At 34.8% G+C, this 21,291-nt stretch carries 22 protein-coding genes; 14 read left to right on the top strand and 8 right to left on the bottom strand.

The genetic code is table 11. From position 1 onward, the window contains the following. Positions 1 to 239: 239 nt before the first annotated feature. Positions 240 to 1,280, bottom strand: coding sequence for a GMP reductase (locus LNP04_RS11335; protein WP_229983080.1), 1,041 nt, complete (start codon positions 1,278 to 1,280; stop codon positions 240 to 242). A gap of 70 nt (positions 1,281 to 1,350) precedes the next feature. Between LNP04_RS11335 and LNP04_RS11340 the strand changes: the two genes are divergently transcribed. Genes LNP04_RS11340 through LNP04_RS11350 form a run of 3 tightly spaced genes read left to right on the top strand, consistent with a single transcriptional unit; the run spans position 1,351 to position 3,760 of the window. Then, complete coding sequence (locus LNP04_RS11340) at positions 1,351 to 2,115, top strand: prolipoprotein diacylglyceryl transferase (RefSeq protein ID WP_229983081.1); 765 nt, start codon at positions 1,351 to 1,353, stop codon at positions 2,113 to 2,115. Then, positions 2,112 to 2,345, top strand: a complete 234-nt coding sequence (locus LNP04_RS11345) for a hypothetical protein (protein WP_229983082.1) — start codon at positions 2,112 to 2,114, stop codon at positions 2,343 to 2,345. Before LNP04_RS11340 ends, LNP04_RS11345 begins: the two co-directional genes overlap by 4 nt. 11 nt (positions 2,346 to 2,356) lie before the next feature. Continuing rightward, a complete protein-coding gene (locus tag LNP04_RS11350; RefSeq protein ID WP_229983083.1) occupies positions 2,357 to 3,760 on the top strand; it encodes a radical SAM protein in 1,404 nt (467 codons plus the stop codon). Between the two features lie 176 nt (positions 3,761 to 3,936). Here the strand turns inward: LNP04_RS11350 and surE are convergent, their stop codons facing one another. After that, positions 3,937 to 4,707, bottom strand: coding sequence for a 5'/3'-nucleotidase SurE (gene surE, locus LNP04_RS11355; protein WP_229983084.1), 771 nt, complete (start codon positions 4,705 to 4,707; stop codon positions 3,937 to 3,939). A 144-nt stretch (positions 4,708 to 4,851) separates the two neighbouring features. Here surE and LNP04_RS11360 point away from each other — a divergent pair, with 144 nt between their 5' ends. Continuing rightward, the gene (locus tag LNP04_RS11360) at positions 4,852 to 6,981 is read left to right on the top strand and encodes a carboxy terminal-processing peptidase (protein WP_229983085.1); all 2,130 of its coding nucleotides are present in this window, start codon (positions 4,852 to 4,854) and stop codon (positions 6,979 to 6,981) included. Positions 6,982 to 7,050: 69 nt separating this feature from the next. On the opposite strand, the gene LNP04_RS11365 is transcribed toward LNP04_RS11360, so the two are convergent. Beyond that, a complete protein-coding gene (locus tag LNP04_RS11365) occupies positions 7,051 to 7,554 on the bottom strand; it encodes a superoxide dismutase family protein (RefSeq protein WP_229983086.1) in 504 nt (167 codons plus the stop codon). A 289-nt stretch (positions 7,555 to 7,843) separates the two neighbouring features. Here LNP04_RS11365 and LNP04_RS11370 point away from each other — a divergent pair, with 289 nt between their 5' ends. From LNP04_RS11370 to LNP04_RS11385, 4 genes are all read left to right on the top strand, one after another. After that, on the top strand, positions 7,844 to 10,066 hold the full coding sequence (locus LNP04_RS11370) for a TonB-dependent receptor (RefSeq protein ID WP_229983087.1): 2,223 nt from the start codon (positions 7,844 to 7,846) through the stop codon (positions 10,064 to 10,066). A gap of 46 nt (positions 10,067 to 10,112) precedes the next feature. Beyond that, positions 10,113 to 10,769 carry a hypothetical protein gene (locus tag LNP04_RS11375; RefSeq protein ID WP_229983088.1) on the top strand — a complete coding sequence of 219 codons (657 nt, stop codon included), beginning with the start codon at positions 10,113 to 10,115 and terminating at the stop codon, positions 10,767 to 10,769. Positions 10,770 to 10,901: 132 nt separating this feature from the next. Next, positions 10,902 to 12,227 carry a 2TM domain-containing protein gene (locus tag LNP04_RS11380; RefSeq protein ID WP_229983089.1) on the top strand — a complete coding sequence of 442 codons (1,326 nt, stop codon included), beginning with the start codon at positions 10,902 to 10,904 and terminating at the stop codon, positions 12,225 to 12,227. Continuing rightward, complete coding sequence (locus LNP04_RS11385; protein WP_229983090.1) at positions 12,214 to 12,513, top strand: 2TM domain-containing protein; 300 nt, start codon at positions 12,214 to 12,216, stop codon at positions 12,511 to 12,513. The genes LNP04_RS11380 and LNP04_RS11385 overlap by 14 nt, the downstream gene beginning before the upstream one ends. Before the next feature lie 215 nt (positions 12,514 to 12,728). On the opposite strand, the gene LNP04_RS11390 is transcribed toward LNP04_RS11385, so the two are convergent. Beyond that, on the bottom strand, positions 12,729 to 14,546 hold the full coding sequence (locus LNP04_RS11390) for a T9SS type A sorting domain-containing protein (protein WP_229983091.1): 1,818 nt from the start codon (positions 14,544 to 14,546) through the stop codon (positions 12,729 to 12,731). 238 nt (positions 14,547 to 14,784) lie between these two features. On the opposite strand from LNP04_RS11390, the gene LNP04_RS11395 reads away from it, so the two are divergent. The 4 genes from LNP04_RS11395 to LNP04_RS11410 all read left to right on the top strand — a co-directional run bounded on the left by LNP04_RS11395 (position 14,785) and on the right by LNP04_RS11410 (position 16,628). Continuing rightward, positions 14,785 to 15,078, top strand: a complete 294-nt coding sequence (locus LNP04_RS11395) for a 2TM domain-containing protein (RefSeq protein ID WP_229983092.1) — start codon at positions 14,785 to 14,787, stop codon at positions 15,076 to 15,078. A gap of 6 nt (positions 15,079 to 15,084) precedes the next feature. Next, complete coding sequence (locus LNP04_RS11400; RefSeq protein ID WP_229983093.1) at positions 15,085 to 15,369, top strand: 2TM domain-containing protein; 285 nt, start codon at positions 15,085 to 15,087, stop codon at positions 15,367 to 15,369. Positions 15,370 to 15,395: 26 nt separating this feature from the next. Next, a complete protein-coding gene (locus tag LNP04_RS11405) occupies positions 15,396 to 15,671 on the top strand; it encodes a 2TM domain-containing protein (protein WP_229983094.1) in 276 nt (91 codons plus the stop codon). Between the two features lie 213 nt (positions 15,672 to 15,884). Further along, entirely contained in the window at positions 15,885 to 16,628 is a 744-nt protein-coding gene (locus tag LNP04_RS11410) for a LytTR family DNA-binding domain-containing protein (protein WP_229983095.1), read from the top strand. Positions 16,629 to 16,668: 40 nt separating this feature from the next. Here the strand turns inward: LNP04_RS11410 and LNP04_RS11415 are convergent, their stop codons facing one another. Beyond that, a complete protein-coding gene (locus LNP04_RS11415) occupies positions 16,669 to 17,565 on the bottom strand; it encodes a hypothetical protein (RefSeq protein WP_229983096.1) in 897 nt (298 codons plus the stop codon). A 116-nt stretch (positions 17,566 to 17,681) separates the two neighbouring features. Here LNP04_RS11415 and LNP04_RS11420 point away from each other — a divergent pair, with 116 nt between their 5' ends. After that, positions 17,682 to 18,419: a hypothetical protein gene (locus tag LNP04_RS11420; RefSeq protein WP_229983097.1), complete on the top strand. Its 738-nt coding sequence runs from the start codon at positions 17,682 to 17,684 to the stop codon at positions 18,417 to 18,419. Between the two features lie 414 nt (positions 18,420 to 18,833). On the opposite strand, the gene LNP04_RS11425 is transcribed toward LNP04_RS11420, so the two are convergent. From LNP04_RS11425 to LNP04_RS11435, 3 genes are all read right to left on the bottom strand, one after another. Further along, the gene (locus LNP04_RS11425) at positions 18,834 to 19,061 is read right to left on the bottom strand and encodes a hypothetical protein (protein WP_229983098.1); all 228 of its coding nucleotides are present in this window, start codon (positions 19,059 to 19,061) and stop codon (positions 18,834 to 18,836) included. A 134-nt stretch (positions 19,062 to 19,195) separates the two neighbouring features. Then, complete coding sequence (locus tag LNP04_RS11430; RefSeq protein ID WP_229983099.1) at positions 19,196 to 19,966, bottom strand: glucose 1-dehydrogenase; 771 nt, start codon at positions 19,964 to 19,966, stop codon at positions 19,196 to 19,198. An 18-nt stretch (positions 19,967 to 19,984) separates the two neighbouring features. Beyond that, the gene (locus tag LNP04_RS11435; protein ID WP_229983100.1) at positions 19,985 to 20,740 is read right to left on the bottom strand and encodes an SDR family NAD(P)-dependent oxidoreductase; all 756 of its coding nucleotides are present in this window, start codon (positions 20,738 to 20,740) and stop codon (positions 19,985 to 19,987) included. Between the two features lie 117 nt (positions 20,741 to 20,857). Here LNP04_RS11435 and LNP04_RS11440 point away from each other — a divergent pair, with 117 nt between their 5' ends. Continuing rightward, on the top strand, positions 20,858 to 21,268 hold the full coding sequence (locus tag LNP04_RS11440; RefSeq protein ID WP_229983101.1) for a helix-turn-helix domain-containing protein: 411 nt from the start codon (positions 20,858 to 20,860) through the stop codon (positions 21,266 to 21,268). Positions 21,269 to 21,291 lie beyond the last annotated feature (23 nt).

The following is a 21,291-nucleotide window of genomic DNA, read 5'->3' on the forward strand; positions in this document are numbered from 1 at the left end:
AAAAAAAAACTCCGAACACTTTTTCCAGAGTAGGATAAAATGTTCGGAGATGAACTTCTTCCGTCATTCGTATTTTTTGTGTTTTTTTGAAGATGCAAATAGACACAAAAACTTAAAAAACACCAAAAAAACAGCCCCTCAACAAGCCCTCTAGTTTATAAAACCCTTTATTCATGGTGTTTTAATTAGTTAAGCTAAATTATTGCTTTAAAATGAAGCAAAATAAAAAATCACCAAAATCAGTCATTAAAAACCTGATTTTCCTGCTCCTGAACTCTGATGAAAGTCGTTCTTTTTGATAATTCTTTCAAGGTTGAAGCGCCAACATAGGTGCAAGTTGAGCGCACACCGCCCAAAATATCTTTCACAGTTTCAGATACATTTCCTTTGTATTTTATCTTCACAGTTTTACCTTCAGAGGCACGATATTCGGCGACACCTCCGGCGTGTTTATCCATTGCGGTCTTAGAACTCATGCCATAGAAAAGTTTGAATTTCTTTCCGTTTTCTTCAATCATTTCGCCGCCACTTTCGTCATGTCCGGCAAACATTCCGCCGAGCATCACAAAGTCCGCTCCTCCGCCAAAAGCTTTCGCAACATCTCCCGGAACTTTACAGCCACCGTCTGCGATGATGTGACCTTTCAGTCCGTGTGCAGCATCAGAGCATTCAATAATTGCCGAAAGTTGCGGGTAACCAACGCCGGTTTTCACTCTCGTTGTACAAACCGAACCAGGACCGATTCCCACTTTGATAATGTCTGCACCTACCAAAAGTAATTCTTCTACCATTTCACCTGTTACAACATTTCCGGCAATGATAATTTTATCAGGGAAATCTTCACGTGCTTTTTTTACAAACTGCACAAAATGTTCTGAATATCCGTTTGCGACATCAATACACAGAAACTCAATTTGCGGATGTTTATCGAGAATTAGTTTAATTTTTTCTTCATCAGCCTTTCCCGTTCCGGTACTTAACGCAATGTATTGATGAATGCTTGTTTCTTGATTATCAAGGAATTCAGACCATTCTTCCACGGTGTAATGCTTGTGTACAGCGGTGATGATTTTATCTTTTGCTAATTCAACAGCCATTTCGAAGGTTCCCACGGTATCCATATTCGCAGCGATAATTGGCGTGCCTTTCCATTTTTTATGAGTGTGGAGGAAGGTAAATTCTCTTTCGAGATCAACTTCTGATCGGGATTTTAATGTTGAACGTTTCGGTCTGAACATGACGTCTTTAAAACCCAGCTTTATATCATTTTCTATTCGCATTTTGGTGAAATTTATTTTTATTTAAATATTAAACTTAATAATTTACCTTAAATATACTACTTTTGATCAGATGGATTTCCCTGTTACTTTTCAGATTTTTGGTAAAACGATTCTTGCACATCCTGTTTTTGAAACATTAGGGATATTTCTTGGGATGCGCTATTATTTCTTTTTAAAAAGAAAATCACCGGAGAAACTATCATTCAGAATTTCTGCGGCGGTTCTAATTGGCGCTACTGCAGGTGCTTTAATCGGTTCAAAGCTGATTGGGAATTTAGAAAATCCGCATATTTTATTTGGAGATTTCAGCTTTAAAAGATTTTGGACAAATAATACGATTGTTGGTGGTTTAGCCTTCGGACTGATTGGAGTGGAATTGGCAAAAAAGATCGTCGGTCATAAAGAAAGTACTGGAGATTTGATTGTTTATCCTTTAATTTTAGCCATCATCATCGGCAGAATCGGTTGTTTTCTAACGGGAGTTCATGAAGAGACTTATGGTTTACCAACGACATCAGTCTTCGGGATGTATCTCGGTGACGAATATCTCAGACATCCGGTAGCACTGTACGAAATTGCATTTTTACTCTTCATGTGGTTCGAGTTAAAAATGATTGGCCGGAAAAATAAATATGTTTCGGGATTTCTGTTTAAGCTTTTCATGCTGAGTTATTTTTCATTCAGATTTCTTTTAGATTTCATTAAACCAAAAATTGAGATCGTAGGAAATTTGGGAACGATTCAGCTGGTCTGTCTTTCAATGATTATTTATTATATTTATGTATTAAAAACCGAAAGAAATTTAATTCAACCTAAAAACACAATTAAATTATGAAAATGCTGACACTTTTGGAAGTTGGTGGGCTAGAAGGTTTGGTCGCCATGATCATTCTGATGATTCTTGCTGTAGCTTTTGTTGTATCATTAGTCGTTACCGTTTTTGTAAAATTGATTTATGAAAGTAAAGACGGACGAAAATTCTCTAAAAGCCAGTTTTGGACGACTGTGCTTATTTCAATGTTGATTTGCGGATTGATCAGTGGAGCTGTTTGTGGAGGAATGTAAAAAATGAAATCATGCCAGTAAGAAACTATACCTATTACGATTATACCATCAGCCTTTGCCCGGAATGCCTGAAAAGGGTAGGAGCAAAGATTATCATTGAAAATGAAGCGGTTTTTATGACCAAAAGATGTCCTGATCATGGATTTTTAAAAACCATGATAGCATCAGATGTCGAGTATTACAAAAATATCAGAAATTACAATAAAGCCTCAGAAATGCCTGTTCATTTCGGAACTGATGTGGAATATGGCTGTCCATATGATTGCGGTTTGTGCATAGACCATGAGCAGCACAGCTGTCTTTCCATTGTAGAAGTCACAGATCGTTGTAACCTTACTTGTCCGACGTGCTATGCAATGTCCTCACCACATTACGGAAGCCACAGAAGTCTTGAACAGATTGAAGCGATGTTTGATACGATCGTTAAAAATGAAGGCGAACCCGACGTTGTGCAAATCAGCGGGGGCGAACCAACGATTCATCCTGAGTTTTTTAAAATTATGGATATCGCCAAGACGAAACCCATCAAACATTTGATGCTCAATACCAACGGAATTCGTATTGCCAATGATCCCGGATTTGCAGAAAAACTGGCAACATATGCTCCGGAGTTTGAAATTTATCTTCAGTTTGATTCTTTTAAACCTGAAGTTCTGGAAGATTTCAGAGGAAAAGACCTCACGAATGTTCGTATGAAGGCTTTGGAAAAATTAAATGAATTAAATCTTTCTACAACGCTCGTTATCGTTCTTCAGAAAGGAAAAAATATTGATGAAATTGGAAAACTGATTGATTTTGCTTTAAAACAAAAATGTGTCCGCGGAATTACCTTTCAGCCCGTTGAGGTCGCCGGAAGAAACCGTGAAGATTCTGCACACGAAAAAATTACGTTAACCGAAGTTCGTCAGGAAATATTAAATCAGTTTCCACTCCTGAATGGTGATGATATTATTCCTGTTCCGTGTAATCCGGATTCTTTGGCGATGGGGTATATTCTGAAGCTGGAAGGTGAAACAATTCCTTTAACACGATATATCAATCCTGCTGATCTGTTGAATAATGAAACGAAAAACACAATTGTTTATGAGCAGGATGCAGGTTTGCAGATGCAGCTTTTAGACATTTTCAGCACAGGAATTTCAGTTGATAAAGTTCAGCCTAAAGTAAACCAATTATTATGTTGTCTTCCAGAAGTTTCAGCTCCGAATTTAGATTACGATAATCTGTTCAGAATCATTATTATGAATTTTATGGATGCTCATGATTTTGATGTTCGTGCTATCAAAAAATCCTGTGTTCATATTGTGAATAAAGATTTAAAAATGATTCCGTTTGAAACCATGAATTTATTTTACCGAGATGATAAAATTAAATATCTGGAGGAATTGAGGAAGGAGGATAGGATTTTGTTTTAAATTCCGCAGAACTATAATTTAAAAGTAAAATGTTACCACAGATTTCACGGATTTGCACAGATGATTGAGAATAAAAATCGGGGATAAAGTAAATTGCCACGAATGCACGAATTAATTATAAAGATTTAGTTATAAAATTCGTGCATTCGTGGCAAAATAATCTGTGAGAGATATTTTTAATCAAACTTCATCACCTCATTCAGCGTATTCATATACTCATAAGCCGTCATATCAAACTTTACAGGAACAATAGAAATATATCCGTTTGCCAAAGCCGTTTCATCAGCATCTTCAGACTCATCCATATTATTGAAATATCCTGTCAACCAGTAATATTTTTTACCGTGCGGGTTGATTCTTTCGTCGAAACTTTCTTCCCATTTTGCATTGGCCTGCTTGCAGATTTTCACGCCTTTAATTTCTTCTTTTGAAAGTTTAGGAATATTAACGTTTAAAACAACACCTTTAGGCATAGGGTTTTCCAATGTTTTTCTTACAATTCCCTGAATATATTCTTTCGCCTGCGTAAAATCTGCTTCCCAACTGAAGTCAAGAAGTGAAAAACCAATCGAAGGAAGACCTTCCACACCGCCTTCTACCGCAGCAGACATCGTACCTGAATAAATTACATTGATTGATGAATTTGCACCGTGATTAATCCCGGAAACCACAATATCCGGTCTTCTCGGAAGTATTTTATCTAAAGCCATCTTGACACAGTCTACGGGAGTTCCACTGCAAGAATAATCTTGTTGAGGGCCTTCGAGCTGTACTTCTTCGTAGCTTAAAGTCGAGTTGATGGTGATTGCATGACCTTTTCCGCTCTGAGGAGAATTGGGAGCTACCACGATTACTTCTCCGATTTCGTTCATAAATTCTACAAGATTTCTGATACCGGGAGCCGTAATTCCATCATCATTGGTTACCAGAATAAGTGGTTTTTCCATAAAAATTAAATTTTAACAAAATTACTTAAAACTAATTGATAATTATAAATAAGGTATTAAATTTGATAGTTTGTAACAGTCATTTAATAAATGCTACTTATTGAATGATTTTTTTAAACTTAATAAAATATACAATACAGATTTATGTGGAAAAATTTTAAACTAAATAAATTTCTACTCCTTATTCCATTGACAAGTCTTATGTTTTGTTTCAACTCGCCAAAAAATGACGATGAGAAAATGCAGACGATAATGGTGAGCGTTAAAAACACCCTTTCTTATTTACATTACAGCCCGAAACCTATCAACGATGCCTATTCGAAAGATGTTTACAAACATTATTTTGAAATGATCGATCCGGGAAAAAGATATTTCCTGCAGTCTGATATGGCAGAATTTAGCAAGCACGAAACCAAGCTTGACGATTATCTGAACATGGGCGATTTATCTTTCTATAAATTGACGGTTGACAGATTGTACCAAAGAGTTGACGAAATCGATAAAATCACTCAGGATATTTTCAGCAAACCAATTAACCTGGAAGAAGATGAAACTTTGACTTTGGAATCTAAACTTAAAAAAGTTCCGACAGATAAGAAAGAGCAATATAATGAATGGAGAAAATTCATCAAATACAATATTCTTCAGGAAATTGAGTCGATGAACAGTAAAGAAGAAGCTCAGAAAGAAAAGAAAGATTCTGTACAGAAATACAAGCTGAATGATACCATTAAATTGCAAATCCTTACGCCTGAACAAAAGAAAATCAAAGCGACTGATGAGGTGAAAGATTTGGTGAAAGAAACGTTCACAAGATTCCAAAAAAGAAAAAAAATGGATTGGTTTACGGTGTATATGAATGCTTACACCGAAGTTTTCGATCCGCACACGAACTATTATTCTCCAAAAGACAAAGAAGATTTTGATACTCAGTTCAAAGGAAAGGTGATCGGAATCGGAGCAATCATTCAGGAGAAAAAAGGGAATCTTTTCTTGGGAGCATTGACGATTGGCGCACCTGCTTGGAAATCTAAAAAACTTTCTGAAGGTGATAAAATTCTTAAAGTAAGATCTAAACCGAAAGAAGATGCCGTAAATGTTGTTGGAATGCTTTCTGACGAAGCTGTAAGACTGATCAGAGGTGAAAAAGGAACTCCGGTTACTTTGACGGTGCAGAAAAAAGATAAAACGATTGTTGAGGTGACGATGATTCGTGAGGAAGTGGCAATTGAAGATACTTTCGCAAGAAGTATTATCGTAAATTCTCCAAACGGAAAAAAATACGGCTTCATTAATCTACCAAGTTTCAACGCAGATTTTGAGGACGAGAAGGGAAGAAATGCTTCTGATGACATCAAAAATGAAATCGTAAAACTGAAAGCTCAGGGAATTGAAGGAATCGTTTTAGACCTTAGAAATAACGGTGGTGGTTCACTGACGGAAGTTGGTGACATCATGGGATTGTTCATGAATGCTGGTCCTTACGTTCAGGTAAAAGATGGGAACGGAAAAATCCAGACTTTGAAAAATAAGCAGGAAACTCCAATCTGGACAGGTCCTTTAGTAATAATGCAAAACGAATTGTCTGCTTCAGCGTCTGAGATTTTAGCAGGTGCAATGCAGGATTACGGAAGAGCAATCATTGTTGGTTCTCCACAATCTTTCGGCAAAGGTACTGTACAGACATTTGTTGATCTAAACAGATTTTTGAATACCGAAGATGATTTCGGTTCATTAAAACTGACGATTCAGAAATTCTACAGAATCAGCGGAGAGTCTAACCAGAGAAAAGGGATCGTTTCAGATATCAGAATGGAAGATTTCTTCACGTATGCTGAAGTGGGTGAGAGATATGACGATTTTGCTTTGGCTTGGGACAAAATTCCGAGTTCAACTTATCAGAAGTTGAGTTATTTTGATGTGAAAGCTTTAGAAAAATCTAGCAACGACAGAATGGCAAATAACAAAAACTATCAGTTATTGTTGGAGTCAGCAAAATGGAGAGAACAATTAGATAAAGAAGAAACCATCACGTTGAATATCAATAAATTCAATGATTTGATGAAGCAGAGAAAAGCTCAAATTGAGAAATTCAAGGCTTTAACTAAATTTGAAAACGGATTGAAATTCTCAATGTATCCGGCAGAAATCGAAAGAGAGAAAAAAGATGAAGCATTCAAGAAAAAATCTGAAATGTGGATCAAAAATCTTAAAAAAGATACTTACCTTCAAGAAGCGATGAACATCATTGCAGAAATGAAAGCTAAAGTTTAACATTATAAATTTAAAAAGAAGCGGCGCTAATCGAAGATTAGCGCCGCTTCTTTGATATGAGAGAGGAAATTATTTAATCTCAATACATCCCACTCTTCCGCCGGCATTCCCAGTTGGCTGAGTTTGATAGTCATCTTTCCCAGCATGAATGATTAAACCTTTACCCATAATATTTTTAGCTTCTTCAGGACAGTCCAGACACCATTTGTCAGTTTTAAAGGTAAGTTTTGCCTTTCCTTCATGGTCAGCAACCAAATTCCCGATATCGCCCATGTGAAAGTGTGCATTTCCCCATTTTCCGTGGTCAGATTTTGAAGGATTCCAGTGTCCTCCGGCAGATTCTGCGGTAGGGGATGAGCAGTCGCCTTTCTCATGAATGTGCACGGCATGAATTCCGGGAGTTAAATTATTGACTTCTAAATTCAGCACCACGTCATTTCCGTTTTGTGTAAATTTTGCTGTTCCGTCAGTTTTTGTTCCGCTTTTTGGTAAAATGTTGTAGGTTTTACTTGTACTGCAAGATGCTGCAAATAAAGCGCAACCTGTTAATAATGTTAAAGTCTGTAGTTTCATAAATTAATATTTAAATGTTGTATTTCTAAATTTAATAAACAATTTCAGAACAGTTTATGATTTGAAATCGTTTTTTGTAATTAGCAATAAAAGACAAATTACCTTGTATCATAAATAACAATCTTGATACCGAACTTAGTTTAAAGATAGCAGAATACTCGTCATTTCATTACATTCATGTCTGTGGAGAAACATTAAATACGGTTCAGATTTCAAATTCTACAGCTCAGCAACAAAAAATTCAAAACAATAAAAATTCATCCTATTTTTGATTCGAATTAATACAGCTATGAAAACAAAACTATTATTTCTCGTTTCTTTTTTATCATTTATTCTGAGTTTTTCTCAGATAAAAATTACGGGAAAAGTGACTTTTAAAAACAAAGGTGTCAGCGAAGTCAACGTTACCCTGAAAGATACATACGACGGAGCAACAACAGATCTGGAAGGAAATTTTTCTTTTGAAACGACTGAAAAAGGCAACCGTATTCTCACCTTCGTACATCCAAAATATAATGAAATTGAAAAGACTATTCTCATCGCAGATCAGGATGTCTACATGAATGCAGAACTGAAAGAGCAAATTAACGAGATAGATGCTGTCGTAGTTTCGGCAGGTTCTATTGAAGCGAGCGATAAAAAAAGAGCAACCGCTTTGCTTACCCCAATTGATATTTATACAACAGCTGGTGCAGACGGACAAATTTCTTCCGCTCTAAATTATCTTCCTGGTGTACAAAAAGTGGGCGAGACGGAAGGATTATTCGTTCGTGGGGGAACAGGAACTGAAACCAAAATTTTTATGGACGGAAGTTTAATCAACAATTATTTTTCAAGTTCCGTTCCCGGAATTGCCGGAAGAGATCGTTTCAATACCTCTCTTTTCAAAGGAAATATTTTTTCGAGCGGCGGATATTCTGCTCTGTATGGGCAGGCACTTTCCGGAGCTTTGATGCTTGAAAGTGTAGATCTTCCCGATCAGAGTTCTTATGATTTCGGGGTTTCACCGATATTTTTAAATGGAGGTTTTCAGAAATTAAGTGAAAATAAAGATCATTCTTATGGAGCGACTTTAGGATATTCAAACTTAGGTTTGATGCAGGACGTTTTTAATTTTAATACCGACTTTATTGATGCTCCACGAGGTTTTAACGGTGATGCAAATTTTAGAATCAAAACAAAGTCCGGCGGTTTTTTTAAATATTACGGAATGTTTGATAATAATAAAATGGGCGTGAAAACCGAAAGTTTAGAACCTGGATACGATTTTACCTTGGTAAGATTAAAAGGAGAAAACACGTATCACAATTTGTCTTTCAAGCAAAAATTCGGGAAATATCTTTTCAATACAAGTGCCTCATATTCTTATAACCAATCAGATTTAAATTTCTCGACAGAAACCAATGACATTGAATCAGAAAAAACACAATTGTTGAATGACGGAAATTATATCAATTTCAAAGCAGTTATCGATAGAAAAATCAATAAAATAAGTGCTTTGCGAGGCGGGTTTGAATTAAATTATGCAAATGAAAAACTAAATTTCGGCGAAGTCAATAAAAATTATCGGGATTTGATTTCTTCTGCTTTTGTGGAAACAGATTTAGGTTTCAGCAATCACTTTTCTGCAAAAATTGGTGTGAGAGGAGAAAACTCTTCTTATCTTAATAAAACTAATATTGCGCCACGTTTTGCTTTGGCCTATCGTTTAGCAAAAGACTGGACAACCTCTTTCGCTTACGGATTGTTCTTTCAAAATCCTGAAAGTAAATACATTAACTCTTCTGCTCAATTAGATTTTCAACAATCACAACACTTTATTTTTCAGGTTCAGCGATCAACGGAAGGAAGAAGCTTGAGATTTGAAGCATTTTATAAAAAATATGATGAACTGATAAAAACTCAAAACATTATTCCGGACGCAGATCAAAATCAGCAGGTACAAACGGCCTTTAACAATAACGGAAACGGTTTTGCAAAAGGATTAGAACTATTCTGGAGAGATAAAAAAACATTTGAGAACATAGATTATTGGGTTAGCTATTCATTTCTTGATTCCAAAAGAGATTTTCTGAATTATCCTGTGAGCTTAAAACCGAATTTCGCTGCAGAGCACACCATTTCCCTTGTTGCCAAAAGATTTATCCCCGAATGGAAAACTGGCGTTAATTTATCATACACCTATGCAAAAGGCAGACCTTATTATGATATTGTTACTCAGAATGATAAAAATATTATTCGAAATGAAGGCAGGCTGAAGGATTATAATTCTCTCAATTTAAGCTTTAATTATCTGCCTAATCTTGGTAAAAAAGATGCAAAAGCGTTTACCATTTTTGTTGTGAGTATTTCAAATGTTTTAGGGACAAAAAACATTTACGGCTATAACTTTTCACAAAACGGATCAAGAAGTTCAGCGGTCGTTCCGCCAGTTAACACGTTTGTATTTGTTGGGATGTTTATCAGTTTTGGGGTAGATAAAACACAGGATGCAATTAATAATAATCTTTAATATTATCTTTAAATCATAAAAAATAACTTTAAAAAATTTAGAAATCATGAAAAAATACATTTTAAGTTTTGCTTTATCTTGTATAAGCTTACTGTCTTTTGCTCAGAATAATTACGAAAAAGTAATGAAAGAGAAAATCGCTAAAATTGAAACCTGCAAAACACCGGAAGACTTTCAGGCTTTAGCCAACGATTTTCAGAGAATTGCTGAAAAAGAAACCACAAAATGGCAGCCGAATTATTATACTGCTTTTTCCTATATTCAAAAAGGAAGAATTATGATGAGAGAAGGAAAAATGCAGGATTTGGATGTTGTCGCAGATCAGGCTCAAAAATATATTGATGCTGCAGGAAGTACAGATAAAGATAACTCCGAGATTCATTTGCTTCAGAAAATGGTTTATTCACTGAAAATGATGGTCAATCCTCAGGAAAGATATATGACTTTCGGTATGAAAGCACAGGAAGAATTAACGATTGCTGAAAAATTAAATCCCGATAACCCTAGAGTAAGCTTAATCAAGGCGGAAGACACCTACTTCACACCAGAACAGTACGGAGGAAGCAAAACTAAAGGCATTGAACAGTTCAAAACAGCCTTGGGAAAGTTTAATACTTTCAAGCCAAAAACCACATTAGATCCTGATTGGGGAAAACCGGAAGCTGAATATTTTATCGGATTGGGGACTTCAACCACAAAATAATTCAAATAAGAACAACTTGAAAACCTTCTATTGCGGAAGGTTTTTCAGTTCAGAACATAAAATCAACCGTTCGGTGACAAATAATTTTTGCTGCAGATAATTTGATTTACTTTTGAATGAGAATATTACATCATGAAACGTAAAGATTTTATAATACTACTTTGGATCTCTCTGGCAACAGCACTTTTCTTCTTCTTTTTCTTTAATCAGGAAATGACGTTTGAGAATTTTGCGATTACTTTTTTGATTTCGGCGATGTATTCATTTACTATTGGCGTTGGAAACGGCGTTATTAATGAGTTTCTTAATAAGAAGTTTCCCTGGTCTGAAAACACTAACAAGAGAGCAATTTTAAGTGTTATTTCCATTCTGATTGCCAATTTTGTGCTCGTTTATCTGTGTAATTATATCAATTTCGTGATTATTCAAAAAGCGGCAACTACCGAGCAGTTCTTTGGTGGTGATTATAATTTCAGAAATTGGTTTATGATCAATATTGCTTTGCTGATTTCTGCATTTCTGCATGCAAAAGGTTTTATGTCTGAGCTTAGCAAAACGTCCAGAAAAGAAGTTGTGGAGCAAAAGCTCATTGCAAAATCTGCCAATGCACAGTTTGAAAGCTTAAAAAACCAGCTCGATCCGCATTTTCTTTTTAATTCATTGAATGTTTTGAGTTCATTAATTGATGAAAACCCAACTCAGGCTCAAAAATTTACCGCTTCAATGTCAAAAATTTATCGATATGTTCTCGAGCAGAAAGACAAAGAACTGGTGACTATAGATGACGAAATAGAATTTGCAAAAACCTATTGTGACTTGCTGAAAACAAGATTTGAGGACAGTGTCAATTTTATTTTTGATGTAAAAGATGAAGATTTACGAAGATTTGTCGTGCCGCTTTCTTTGCAGTTACTTTTAGAAAACTGTATCAAACATAATTTAGCAACATCTTCAAAACCTTTATTAATAAGGATTTTTACAGAAAGAGATACGTTATGCATTGAAAATAATCTGCAGATTCGTGAGCAGATGAAAGAAAGTGCAGGGATTGGTTTGGCGAATATTGTACAGCGGTATTCTCTGCTTACCGATAAAAATGTTTTTGTTGAAAAATCGGAAGATTATTTTAAAGTAAAGCTTCCGGTTCTTAATTATAAACCTAATATTGTCAATAATTTAGTTGATGAAGATATGCAAGCCTACGACAGGGCAAAAAAGAGAATGAAAGAAATAAAAAGTTTCTACGGAAACCTGATTGCTTATTGCATTATTATTCCGTTTTTAGCGATTGTGAATTTAATGACCTCTCCAAAAAATATCTGGTTTCTCTGGCCAATGTTAGGTTGGGGAATCGGTTTGGCAGCACACGGAATGGGCGCTTTTGCAATTGGAAGAAACTGGGAAGAAAGAAAAATAAGAGAAATTTTAGACAAACAAAACAAACATGGAACATTCTAGCAAAAACCACATCCGTTATCGTGAAGCGGAAAGAAGAGTAAAAAAAATCAAAGGATTTTATACGCATGCAATGGTGTATTTTTTCGTCAATATTTTTGTCATTGGCGCAAAAGCACTCGATCTGGATCCGGGAGAAAAGTATTGGGAATGGGATTTATTGAAGCTTCCTCTGTTGTGGGGAATTGGTTTGGCTGCACATGGGTTAAGCATTTTCTTGCCAACAATGATTCTTGGTAGTGACTGGGAAGAAAAGAAGATCAAAGAACTGATGGATAAAGATAAGTAAATGAATGTAATGTATTTACTTTTTTATGGTTCTATGGCGGTTTGGTTTCTAAGCGAATTTATTACAAGCAAAAATTTAAATCAGAAAAAAAAGACCAAAAGAAAGATCAATCTCCACTCAATATTTTGTGGGTATTGATTCTTCCGTCGGTCTTTTTAGCGGTGAGAATTTCTAAACTGGCTACTTGAACTATCAGAAATCAAAAGTAGCAGCTTCTATTTTTTCACGGTCATTTTAAAAACTTTTAAAACATTTCCTTTTTCATTATTTATTTTTAGCAAATAATTTCCTGTGTCTAATAGATTTTGCATGTCAAACTTCTGATTTTTAGATTTTTCCATTTGTTTTTTAATGATAAATCTTCCGGAAGTATCGTAAACGGATAGACTGCAATCTTCTTTCTGCAACACATTTCCTGAAATACTGAAAATTCCATTGTTGGGATTATTGTATAAAACCAAATCTTTATCTAAACTCAATTCGTTTACGGAAAGCTCCTGTCTTGAATTAAATCTTGCAAAAAAACCATTTGTAGCATAGCTATTATCAGGAATTCTGTTTGGCATAAATGCTCCTTCAGAAGCAAAACCGGTATTTGAATTGGTGTTACCATACAAGAAAAGTGAATGGTCATCGTATTTGATATTGATTGATTTTAAAATTGCAGTTGTCGTTGAGCTGCCTCCATAATATGAACTCCACTGAAGATTTCCGGACGCATTAAATTTAGCAAAGAAAGAATTACTTGATGTAGCAGTTGAACTCTGTGGTGTAGGCTGGTAAGATCCTGTGGTTGCTATATTATTTGTAGATCCGGTTGTTGTTCCTGTAATGAATATTTCTCCGCCGTTGAGTGCAATTACTTTATCAAATGTATTTAAATCATCTCCGTTTCCTCCAAAATAAGTGCTCCAGAGACGATTTCCATTGTGTGAAAATTTGGATAGAAATAAATCTGAACCACCACTAACCTGAGTTTTATAAGCTCCAGGTGTAGCAAACATGTTGGTTCCATCAATATTAAAATCTGTACCTACAAGGTATAGACCTGTTTCGTTGACTGCTAGGTCATATAAAAAGGAAAATGAAACTAATGGTGATGGACCGTAGTATGTTCCCCAGGTTCTCTGTCCGTTTGATGTATCAATTTTGGTAATTGAAGAACTAGAAACGGTATTTTGAAAAGTTCCGGGAGTCGCCATTGTAGTAAGAGCAGGATTGGTATTCTTTGCAGTAATCATATACAACGCATTATCATAATACGCCATGTTGTGAACTTCTGATGGAAGATAGGTTGCCCATAAAAGCTGCCCGTTTGAATTTAATTTTGCCAAATAAGTATTCGCTATAAGCTGACCTTGTGCATACATAACGTCAAAATTCTCCTGAAATACACCTGGTGTACTGATATTCTGCATGGTAGTTACGCCGGTAATGTAAATGTTTCCAGCGTCATCGGTAACAGAAATTGCATACATATTGTCTTCAGGAAGATAGGTTGCCCAGATAATACTTCCCGTTGAAGATCTTTTGATGAGCATATTTTTAAATGTACTCAGCGGGTTTGTCTGCATCCACGTTCCTGGTGTTGCATTTATTACAGAGGTCAGGGGTCCGGTGTATCTTATTATTTTATTATCCTGACCATCAATTGCTGTAAGATGTTCTACAGAAGTAGTGTTATTGCCATCGTTGAGCTGATAGCCAAAATAATCAGGAATTCCGTCTGGACTAAAACGGGTTGAATAAAAATTGTGAGTACTGCCCGAAGAAGTATAATTTCCGCCATTTCCGAGAACAAACTGATTGTAATAAGTGTTTGTGAGATTTGAATTATAAAATACAGTTCCTCTTATGTGCATGTTTTTTTGAGAATCAAATGTAATTCCATTAGCAGAAAAGCCACCGTTAACTTCAATGCCTGATGGCCCAAAATAGGTTCCCCAAACTCTTTCATATTCTTGTGAGAGCAAAGGCGTTAAAGATAAATTGATCAAAAAAAGGCAGCAGATTTTCAGTAAATTTTTATTCATAATGATATGATTGTGAGTTGGTGTATAAAGATAATCAAATTCTCTAAATAATGAATTATATTTTTAATTTTTCAAATTTATGTTAAATTGAAAAAACTACAAGCAGTTGAGTGAGAGTTTTTACAGTTCAGCCTCAAAAATCTACCGTTCGGTTATATAAAGTTGAAGTGAAACGATTTCTTGACCTAAATTTGACTCAAGAAAACAAACAAATATTAATTTTTTAAAACAAAACATCATGGAAAATTTATCATTCAACAAAGAAAATTTAGCATACGAAAAGGCAGCAAAAAGAGTAAAAGATCTGAAAGGATTTTATGGCAATCTGACTTCTTATTGTTTAGTAATTCCATTTTTATTGATTCTTAATCTTTTGACTTCGCCTGAGCATTTGTGGTTTTACTGGCCGATGCTAGGTTGGGGACTAGGTCTTACCATTCACGCAGTAGGCACTTTCGGAATCGGGAAAGATTGGGAAGAAAAGAAAATAAAACAATTGATGGAAGAGGAGAAAAGAAATGCTTTTAAATAATTAGCCATGGAAAATAACCTTGAAAAACTTAAATACAAGCGGGCTAAAAGTAGAATGGAAGAAATAAAAGCATTTTATATGATGCTTGGCGGATGCTTTTTACTCATGCCTTATTTAATTTTCATCAATATGAAAGTAAATCCCGAATTGCAGTGGTTTTGGTTTCCATTATTTGGGTTCGGAATAAGTATTTTAGGTTATGCACTTTATCTTTTTGCAGGAAAAGACTGGGAAGAGAAAAAAATAAAAGAACTGATGGAGGAGGAGAGAAGAAATTCAAAATCACTTTAATTAACAAACTTTAAAAAAGTAATAAAATGAACTTTAATAACGCACAACAAAGAGTAAAAGACCTGAAATCATTCTATAAAAACTGTATGTGGTTTGGGATAGTAGCCTTGATCATATTTTTCAGAAGATTTATAAAAACTGGCGATTTATCTCAATCAATATTTAGCGGATCAATCATCCTGACGGTTTGGGGAATTATTTTGGCAGTAAAAGCAGTGAAACTATTTATTTTCAATGCAGAATGGGAAAATAAAATTCTTGAGGAAGAAATGAGAAAGTCCAAAAAACCAATTAATTTTTAGAAACCGAAAAGATTTGATTATTTTTATTTAAAATTTATTATTGTCTGTAATCTAAGATAACTGAAAAACTTAGTGAACTTTTATAAGTGAAACGGCTTTGTGTAACTTAAAAAAAAGTTTGTAGTTAAAAAATCGTTGTGAACTTTGCGTTAAAATTAAACATCATGACTACTAAGAAATATTCAATTCAAATTAAACTAAAATACCAACTCAATGATTAAAACGGTCATCATAGAAGACGAAAAACCCGCTGCAAGAAAGTTAGAAAGAATGTTAAGTCTTTTCCCTGAATTACAGTTGGTTGCTAATCTGGAATCTGTGGAAGACGCCGTGCAATGGTTCTCAGAAAATGAGCATCCGCAGCTTATTTTTTCTGATATTGTTTTGGGTGACGGACTTTCGTTTGATATTTTTGAGAAAATTTCCACTAAAGCTTTCATCATTTATACGACTGCGTTTGATCAGTATACTTTAAAAGCATTTAAATTAAACAGCATCGATTATCTTCTGAAACCCATCATGGATGAAGATTTGGCAGGTGCAATTGAAAAGTTTAAATCATTTCTTCCTTCAGATCAGTCGGTGAATTCGGATGATATCAAACAGCTCATCAAAAAAGAAAAATCAACGCTTTCAAGAATTTTAGTGAAAATAGGATACAACTTAAAAATCGTTCAGACGCACGAGGTCAGCTGTTTTTTTAGTGAAAATAAGATTGTATATCTGCAAACTTCAGACAGAGTTTATCCTTCAGATTTTACTTTAGATGAATTGGCTGAAGTGCTTGATGATAAGAAATTTTTCCGTGTCAACAGACAGTTTATTATCAATTCAGATTACATCAAAAATATCCATACTTCGCCTAATTATAAGGTTGAATTAAACTTTCAGCCACAAGAGGAAATTACAGTAAGCAGGGAGCGTGTAAAAGATTTTAAAGATTGGCTGGTATGTTAATTTTTATTAAAACTAACAACTATCAACCAAAAACCATCAACTATTTATAATCTATTCGGTTAGCCTCTGTATCTTCTAATTGTTTAATAATTGACGGCGGAATTTCGTCGCTGTCAATAGGAAAACTGATGGAGTCGGGCATAAAGTTTTTTCTGTCAGCTTTCTGAAAGATCTCGAAAAGAGCAATCGGCTCTTGATTAAAACTAATACAAGTACTTATAAAATGCAGTTCATAGAGCTTATATTCTGGGATTTTAATCTTCTCATTGATGTCTTTTATTCTTGAGATAAAATGTCTTTGGCGGATAAACGTATTGCTGTTCATGATGATGAAAACATAATCTGAATACGCCGTTATTTTCCCAAAATACTTGTGGCGGTCGCCGCCGCTTCTTTCGACAAAATATTCACCCGAAGTTTCAGATTTGTAGATTTCCATTGCAGAGCGCCAGATTCGGTCGTCTTTTGCCTGAGAAGGGTTTTCCGGAAGATTTCTGTTGTAAGAATACCAACATCCGACAAGCCTGTCAAGCAATTCTGTGTTCTGTTTCACATTATTCATATCAATTCTCAAATCATTAAAATTGAATGATTCTGTATTTGAATTGATGAAATCAATATAATTTGAATAACCTAAAACTTTGACAATCAAGCTTAATTTTGCCAGATTTGATTTGCTTATAACCGAATTTTCGTTTTGATAATATTTCTTTAGTTTGTTAATAATCAAATGTTCATACAGGTAATTTGAGCCTAAGATGTCTGCCTCTTTCTTGATGTTTTTATCTGTGTTTTCACGGATAATTAAATCGTTAAGTTCTGCAACGATGTATGACCATTCGGTTTTTGAAACATCTTCCCAATGGTTTTTCTTTAAAAAATGCAGGCTCAGAAAGTTCATCAGTTTCTCCAAGTGCAGAATATCTTCTTTTTTCATTTAAGTTTTGTTTGATAAGACTAATTTAAGATTATTTTAAAACTAAAAAAGATTATTGCGAGACTTTTATATTTTTTATCAGTGCCATATTTGAATAGAAAATAAAAGTTAAAACAATGGAAACAAAAATCTTATTACAAAATGATTCTCTTTGGAACAGACTTCAAAGTTTTTCATTAGACACCCCAAATGTCGATTTTCCCTTTTCAAAAAAATTGGCAAAAGAAGAAAACTGGACTTTAGATTTCACTGCAAAGGCAATAGAAGAGTACAAAAAATTCGTTTATCTCTGTTGTACTTTACCAAACGGCGCTTCACCAAGCGAAGTTGTAGATAAAGTCTGGCACATGCATTTGATTTACACCCAAAATTACTGGGAAGAATTTTGCCCGAATATTTTAAAACGAAAACTTCATCATCATCCATCAAAAGGCGGTTTTGAAGAAAAAAATAAGCACACAAACTGGTTTTCGGATACATTAAACGGCTACAGACAAATTTTTCAGGAAGAAGCTCCGGAAGATATTTGGAAAAATAAAAATATTAAACAAAAATCTAAAGGGTTTTGGTTAAAAAATATCAGGATTTTTTCTTTAATCTTCATTGTATTGATATTAAATTCTTGCTCAGATAATGTTGGTTCTGCTTTGCTTACAGTGATATTAATCGGGGGCGTGTTATTCTTCATTTTTGGGATACTGGGTTCAATATTCGATGATAATAATGTGACTGATTTAAAAAATAAAAAACAGAATGATGACTCGGGTGGAAGTTGCGGCGGCGGCGGAAGTGGTTGTAGTGGCGGAAGCGGTTGCGGCGGTGGATGCGGCGGTTGTGGTGGATGCGGCGGATAAAAAATAAAAAGCTATGAAAAAGATAATGATTCACATAATTCCGGTTATAATGAGCTTAGTTTGGCTTGTTATTAATAAAGACACCTTCAATCCTATTTCTTTGAAAGGTCCTGATTTTTTAAAATTCTATTTAATTCTTTTATTTGGATTTTACAGCTCGGTTTTTGGTTTAAAATTATTCAGAGAAAGTATTTCCAAAACTACATTTTATTTTATGATTTCTATATTCATATTAGGGATTGTAAAATTAATACGAGGACTGTTTTTAGGAAAACCTGTCGGATTTTTAATACTAATTTTAATATTAGAATTCGTTGTTATATTGTTTGTTAATTTGAATAACCTAAAGTTTAAATTGAAATAATAAAGCAAATATTATTTCAAAAAATAAACCCGAAACAGAACGCTTCGGGCTTATAAATTTCTCAATAAATTTTTACTTTTCTTCTTTTCCGTTGTTGGTTGTGTACCCATATTTTTTACAACGAAATAAGTAATTGCCAAAAGAATAAAACTCAAAATAAGATGTGATTTTTCCGGATGTACGATCGCCTGATAAAGGTTATATCCGAACACAGCGGAAACAATCGTAATTAAAATATTGTTGGTGTAAGCGTACTGATTTTTTAAAGAAGTTTTCATAATGATATTTTTTAATTGTATTTACTGAGTAAGTATCACAACTCCAAATATGTTACAGAAAAAAAATAAAAGTCCGGAAAATTATTTCCAGACTTTCTTATGAATGAATACTTAAATTTTTTGGTATCGAAAAACTACTTCATCAAACTGATATTTGTAAGACCTCCATCAGCCAGAATTTCTGTTCCAACGATAAAAGATGACTCATCTGAGGCTAAAAATACCGCAGCATTTCCAATTTCAGAAGGCAAACCTTGTCTTCCGATTGGCGTGATGTCTCTCCAGATTTGTTTTACTTGTTCCAAATGTTTTTCTGGCACCATTTTCCCGAAAACCGGAGTGTCAATAGAACCAGGGGAAAGGGCATTCACTCTTATTTTTTGCGGTAATAAATCTAGCGATAAACCTTTTGCCAATGAAATGACCGCTGCTTTTGCCGCCGCATAGATTGCCATTCCCGGCGCAGCACGATGAGCCGCGCTTGAACCAATCAGGATAACTGAAGCACCGTCGTTGAGGTAGGGAAGTGCTTTTTGTACAGTAAAATAGGAGCTTTTTAAATTTAATTCCATGTATTTATCATAGCTTTCTTCAGTAACTTCGTCAATAGTTCCCATCGCAACACCATCAACGACGCCTCCAGCATTCACAACCAATACATCAATTCTACCAAATTTTTCGGCAGTTTGCTTAAAAGTATTTTCTAAATCTTCAAGATTGGTCACATCTCCCGCAATGCCGATAAATTCTTTGCCTAAAAGGTCTACGGAACTATCTAAAGTTGTCTTATTTCTTCCTGTGATCACACCAACTGCACCTTCATTTTTAAAAGCTTCGGCTATTCCAAATCCAATACCGCTGTTTCCGCCAGTAACGACGGCTACTTTATTTTTTAATCGGTTCATTTTTTTAAATTTTAATAATTAAAAACCATAAACTCCACCGGAAACGGCAATTTGCTCGCCCGTAATCCATCCTGCATCATCAGAAGCAATAAATACGGCAACTTTTGCGATATCTTCTGGCTGTCCGGTACGTCCAAGTGGTGTAGTGGAGACTAATTTGGCTTCAAATTCACTACCGATAAATCCTGCGCTGCGAGAACCTTCTGTTTCTACCACACCAGGCAAAATTGAATTAATACGGATATTTCTCCCTGCAAATTCTTTTGACAGAGCAACGGTAAAAGCATCTAATGCTGTTTTTGTTGCAGAATAAACCGAACCTGTCGGCAAGGGTGATCTGCTTGCTCCGGAACTGATGTTGATGATGTTTCCACCTTTTTCTCCAAATAATTTCAAAGCCGACTGAATCGCAAAAATTGATCCCAAAACATTGATGTTGAATTGCTGGTGAAATGTTTCTGCCGATACCTGTTCGATAGGTTCGTAGTTGTAAATTCCTGCATTGTTAACCAGAATATCCAATGTGCCGAAAGCATTTTTGGTTTCATCAAACAGTCTGATGACGTCTTCCTGTTTAGAAACATCTCCTTGTACAGCAATGGCTGTTCCTCCATTTTTGGTGATCTCGTCGACCACTTTGTCTGCATCTTCTTTACTCGAAGCATAATTAACCACAACTTTCGCACCTTCTGCTGCAAAATATTTTGCGATTGATGCACCTATTCCTTTTGAAGCACCTGTAACAACAGCTACTTTATTTTTTAATTTACTCATTGTTTTATTTGTTTTAAAAACTTGAACAAAATTATCACATTGAAATTTATTTTGGTAACTTTGTAACAAAAAGTAACCGTAACCACAGAGTAACACGGTAACAAAAAAGTAACCATTATGAATTGTAAACCCCTTAAAAAAGAAGAACATAAGAAGGAAATGATGGCTGTTCAGGACTCTATGGATGTACTGAGTGGAAAATGGAAAATTGCCATTATCTCGTCAGTCTGTTATTATAACAAAAGAAGATTTTCGGATATTCTGAACGATGTCATTGGTATTTCTAACAAGATGTTGAGTAAAGAATTAAAAGAATTGGAAATCAATAAATTAATCAAAAGAACCGTTTTAGAAACCCAGCCTATAACTGTACAATACGAACTTACCCAGCATGGAAAATCCCTGAAAACGATTATCAATAATCTGACAGATTGGGGAATTGCACACAGAAAAGAAATTATTGGAAATACTTCTGAAGCTCCTGGTAATAGCGAATCGCAAGAAACAGTAACTGCAGATATAATTTAATATGAATTTCCGTAATTAGTAAT

Source organism: Chryseobacterium sp. C-71 (assembly GCF_020911865.1).
In the GTDB taxonomy this organism is placed as follows: Bacteria; Bacteroidota; Bacteroidia; order Flavobacteriales; family Weeksellaceae; genus Chryseobacterium.

Bases quoted from the DNA above. Each gene is read 5' to 3' on its own strand.
- LNP04_RS11335 (WP_229983080.1), bottom strand. From the start codon at position 1,280: ATGCGAATAGAAAATGATATAAAGCTGGGTTTTAAAGACGTCATGTTC.
- LNP04_RS11340 (WP_229983081.1), top strand. From the start codon at position 1,351: ATGGATTTCCCTGTTACTTTTCAGATTTTTGGTAAAACGATTCTTGCA.
- LNP04_RS11345 (WP_229983082.1), top strand. From the start codon at position 2,112: ATGAAAATGCTGACACTTTTGGAAGTTGGTGGGCTAGAAGGTTTGGTC.
- LNP04_RS11350 (WP_229983083.1), top strand. From the start codon at position 2,357: ATGCCAGTAAGAAACTATACCTATTACGATTATACCATCAGCCTTTGC.
- surE (WP_229983084.1), bottom strand. From the start codon at position 4,707: ATGGAAAAACCACTTATTCTGGTAACCAATGATGATGGAATTACGGCT.
- LNP04_RS11360 (WP_229983085.1), top strand. From the start codon at position 4,852: ATGTGGAAAAATTTTAAACTAAATAAATTTCTACTCCTTATTCCATTG.
- LNP04_RS11365 (WP_229983086.1), bottom strand. From the start codon at position 7,554: ATGAAACTACAGACTTTAACATTATTAACAGGTTGCGCTTTATTTGCA.
- LNP04_RS11370 (WP_229983087.1), top strand. From the start codon at position 7,844: ATGAAAACAAAACTATTATTTCTCGTTTCTTTTTTATCATTTATTCTG.
- LNP04_RS11375 (WP_229983088.1), top strand. From the start codon at position 10,113: ATGAAAAAATACATTTTAAGTTTTGCTTTATCTTGTATAAGCTTACTG.
- LNP04_RS11380 (WP_229983089.1), top strand. From the start codon at position 10,902: ATGAAACGTAAAGATTTTATAATACTACTTTGGATCTCTCTGGCAACA.
- LNP04_RS11385 (WP_229983090.1), top strand. From the start codon at position 12,214: ATGGAACATTCTAGCAAAAACCACATCCGTTATCGTGAAGCGGAAAGA.
- LNP04_RS11390 (WP_229983091.1), bottom strand. From the start codon at position 14,546: ATGAATAAAAATTTACTGAAAATCTGCTGCCTTTTTTTGATCAATTTA.
- LNP04_RS11395 (WP_229983092.1), top strand. From the start codon at position 14,785: ATGGAAAATTTATCATTCAACAAAGAAAATTTAGCATACGAAAAGGCA.
- LNP04_RS11400 (WP_229983093.1), top strand. From the start codon at position 15,085: ATGGAAAATAACCTTGAAAAACTTAAATACAAGCGGGCTAAAAGTAGA.
- LNP04_RS11405 (WP_229983094.1), top strand. From the start codon at position 15,396: ATGAACTTTAATAACGCACAACAAAGAGTAAAAGACCTGAAATCATTC.
- LNP04_RS11410 (WP_229983095.1), top strand. From the start codon at position 15,885: ATGATTAAAACGGTCATCATAGAAGACGAAAAACCCGCTGCAAGAAAG.
- LNP04_RS11415 (WP_229983096.1), bottom strand. From the start codon at position 17,565: ATGAAAAAAGAAGATATTCTGCACTTGGAGAAACTGATGAACTTTCTG.
- LNP04_RS11420 (WP_229983097.1), top strand. From the start codon at position 17,682: ATGGAAACAAAAATCTTATTACAAAATGATTCTCTTTGGAACAGACTT.
- LNP04_RS11425 (WP_229983098.1), bottom strand. From the start codon at position 19,061: ATGAAAACTTCTTTAAAAAATCAGTACGCTTACACCAACAATATTTTA.
- LNP04_RS11430 (WP_229983099.1), bottom strand. From the start codon at position 19,966: ATGAACCGATTAAAAAATAAAGTAGCCGTCGTTACTGGCGGAAACAGC.
- LNP04_RS11435 (WP_229983100.1), bottom strand. From the start codon at position 20,740: ATGAGTAAATTAAAAAATAAAGTAGCTGTTGTTACAGGTGCTTCAAAA.
- LNP04_RS11440 (WP_229983101.1), top strand. From the start codon at position 20,858: ATGAATTGTAAACCCCTTAAAAAAGAAGAACATAAGAAGGAAATGATG.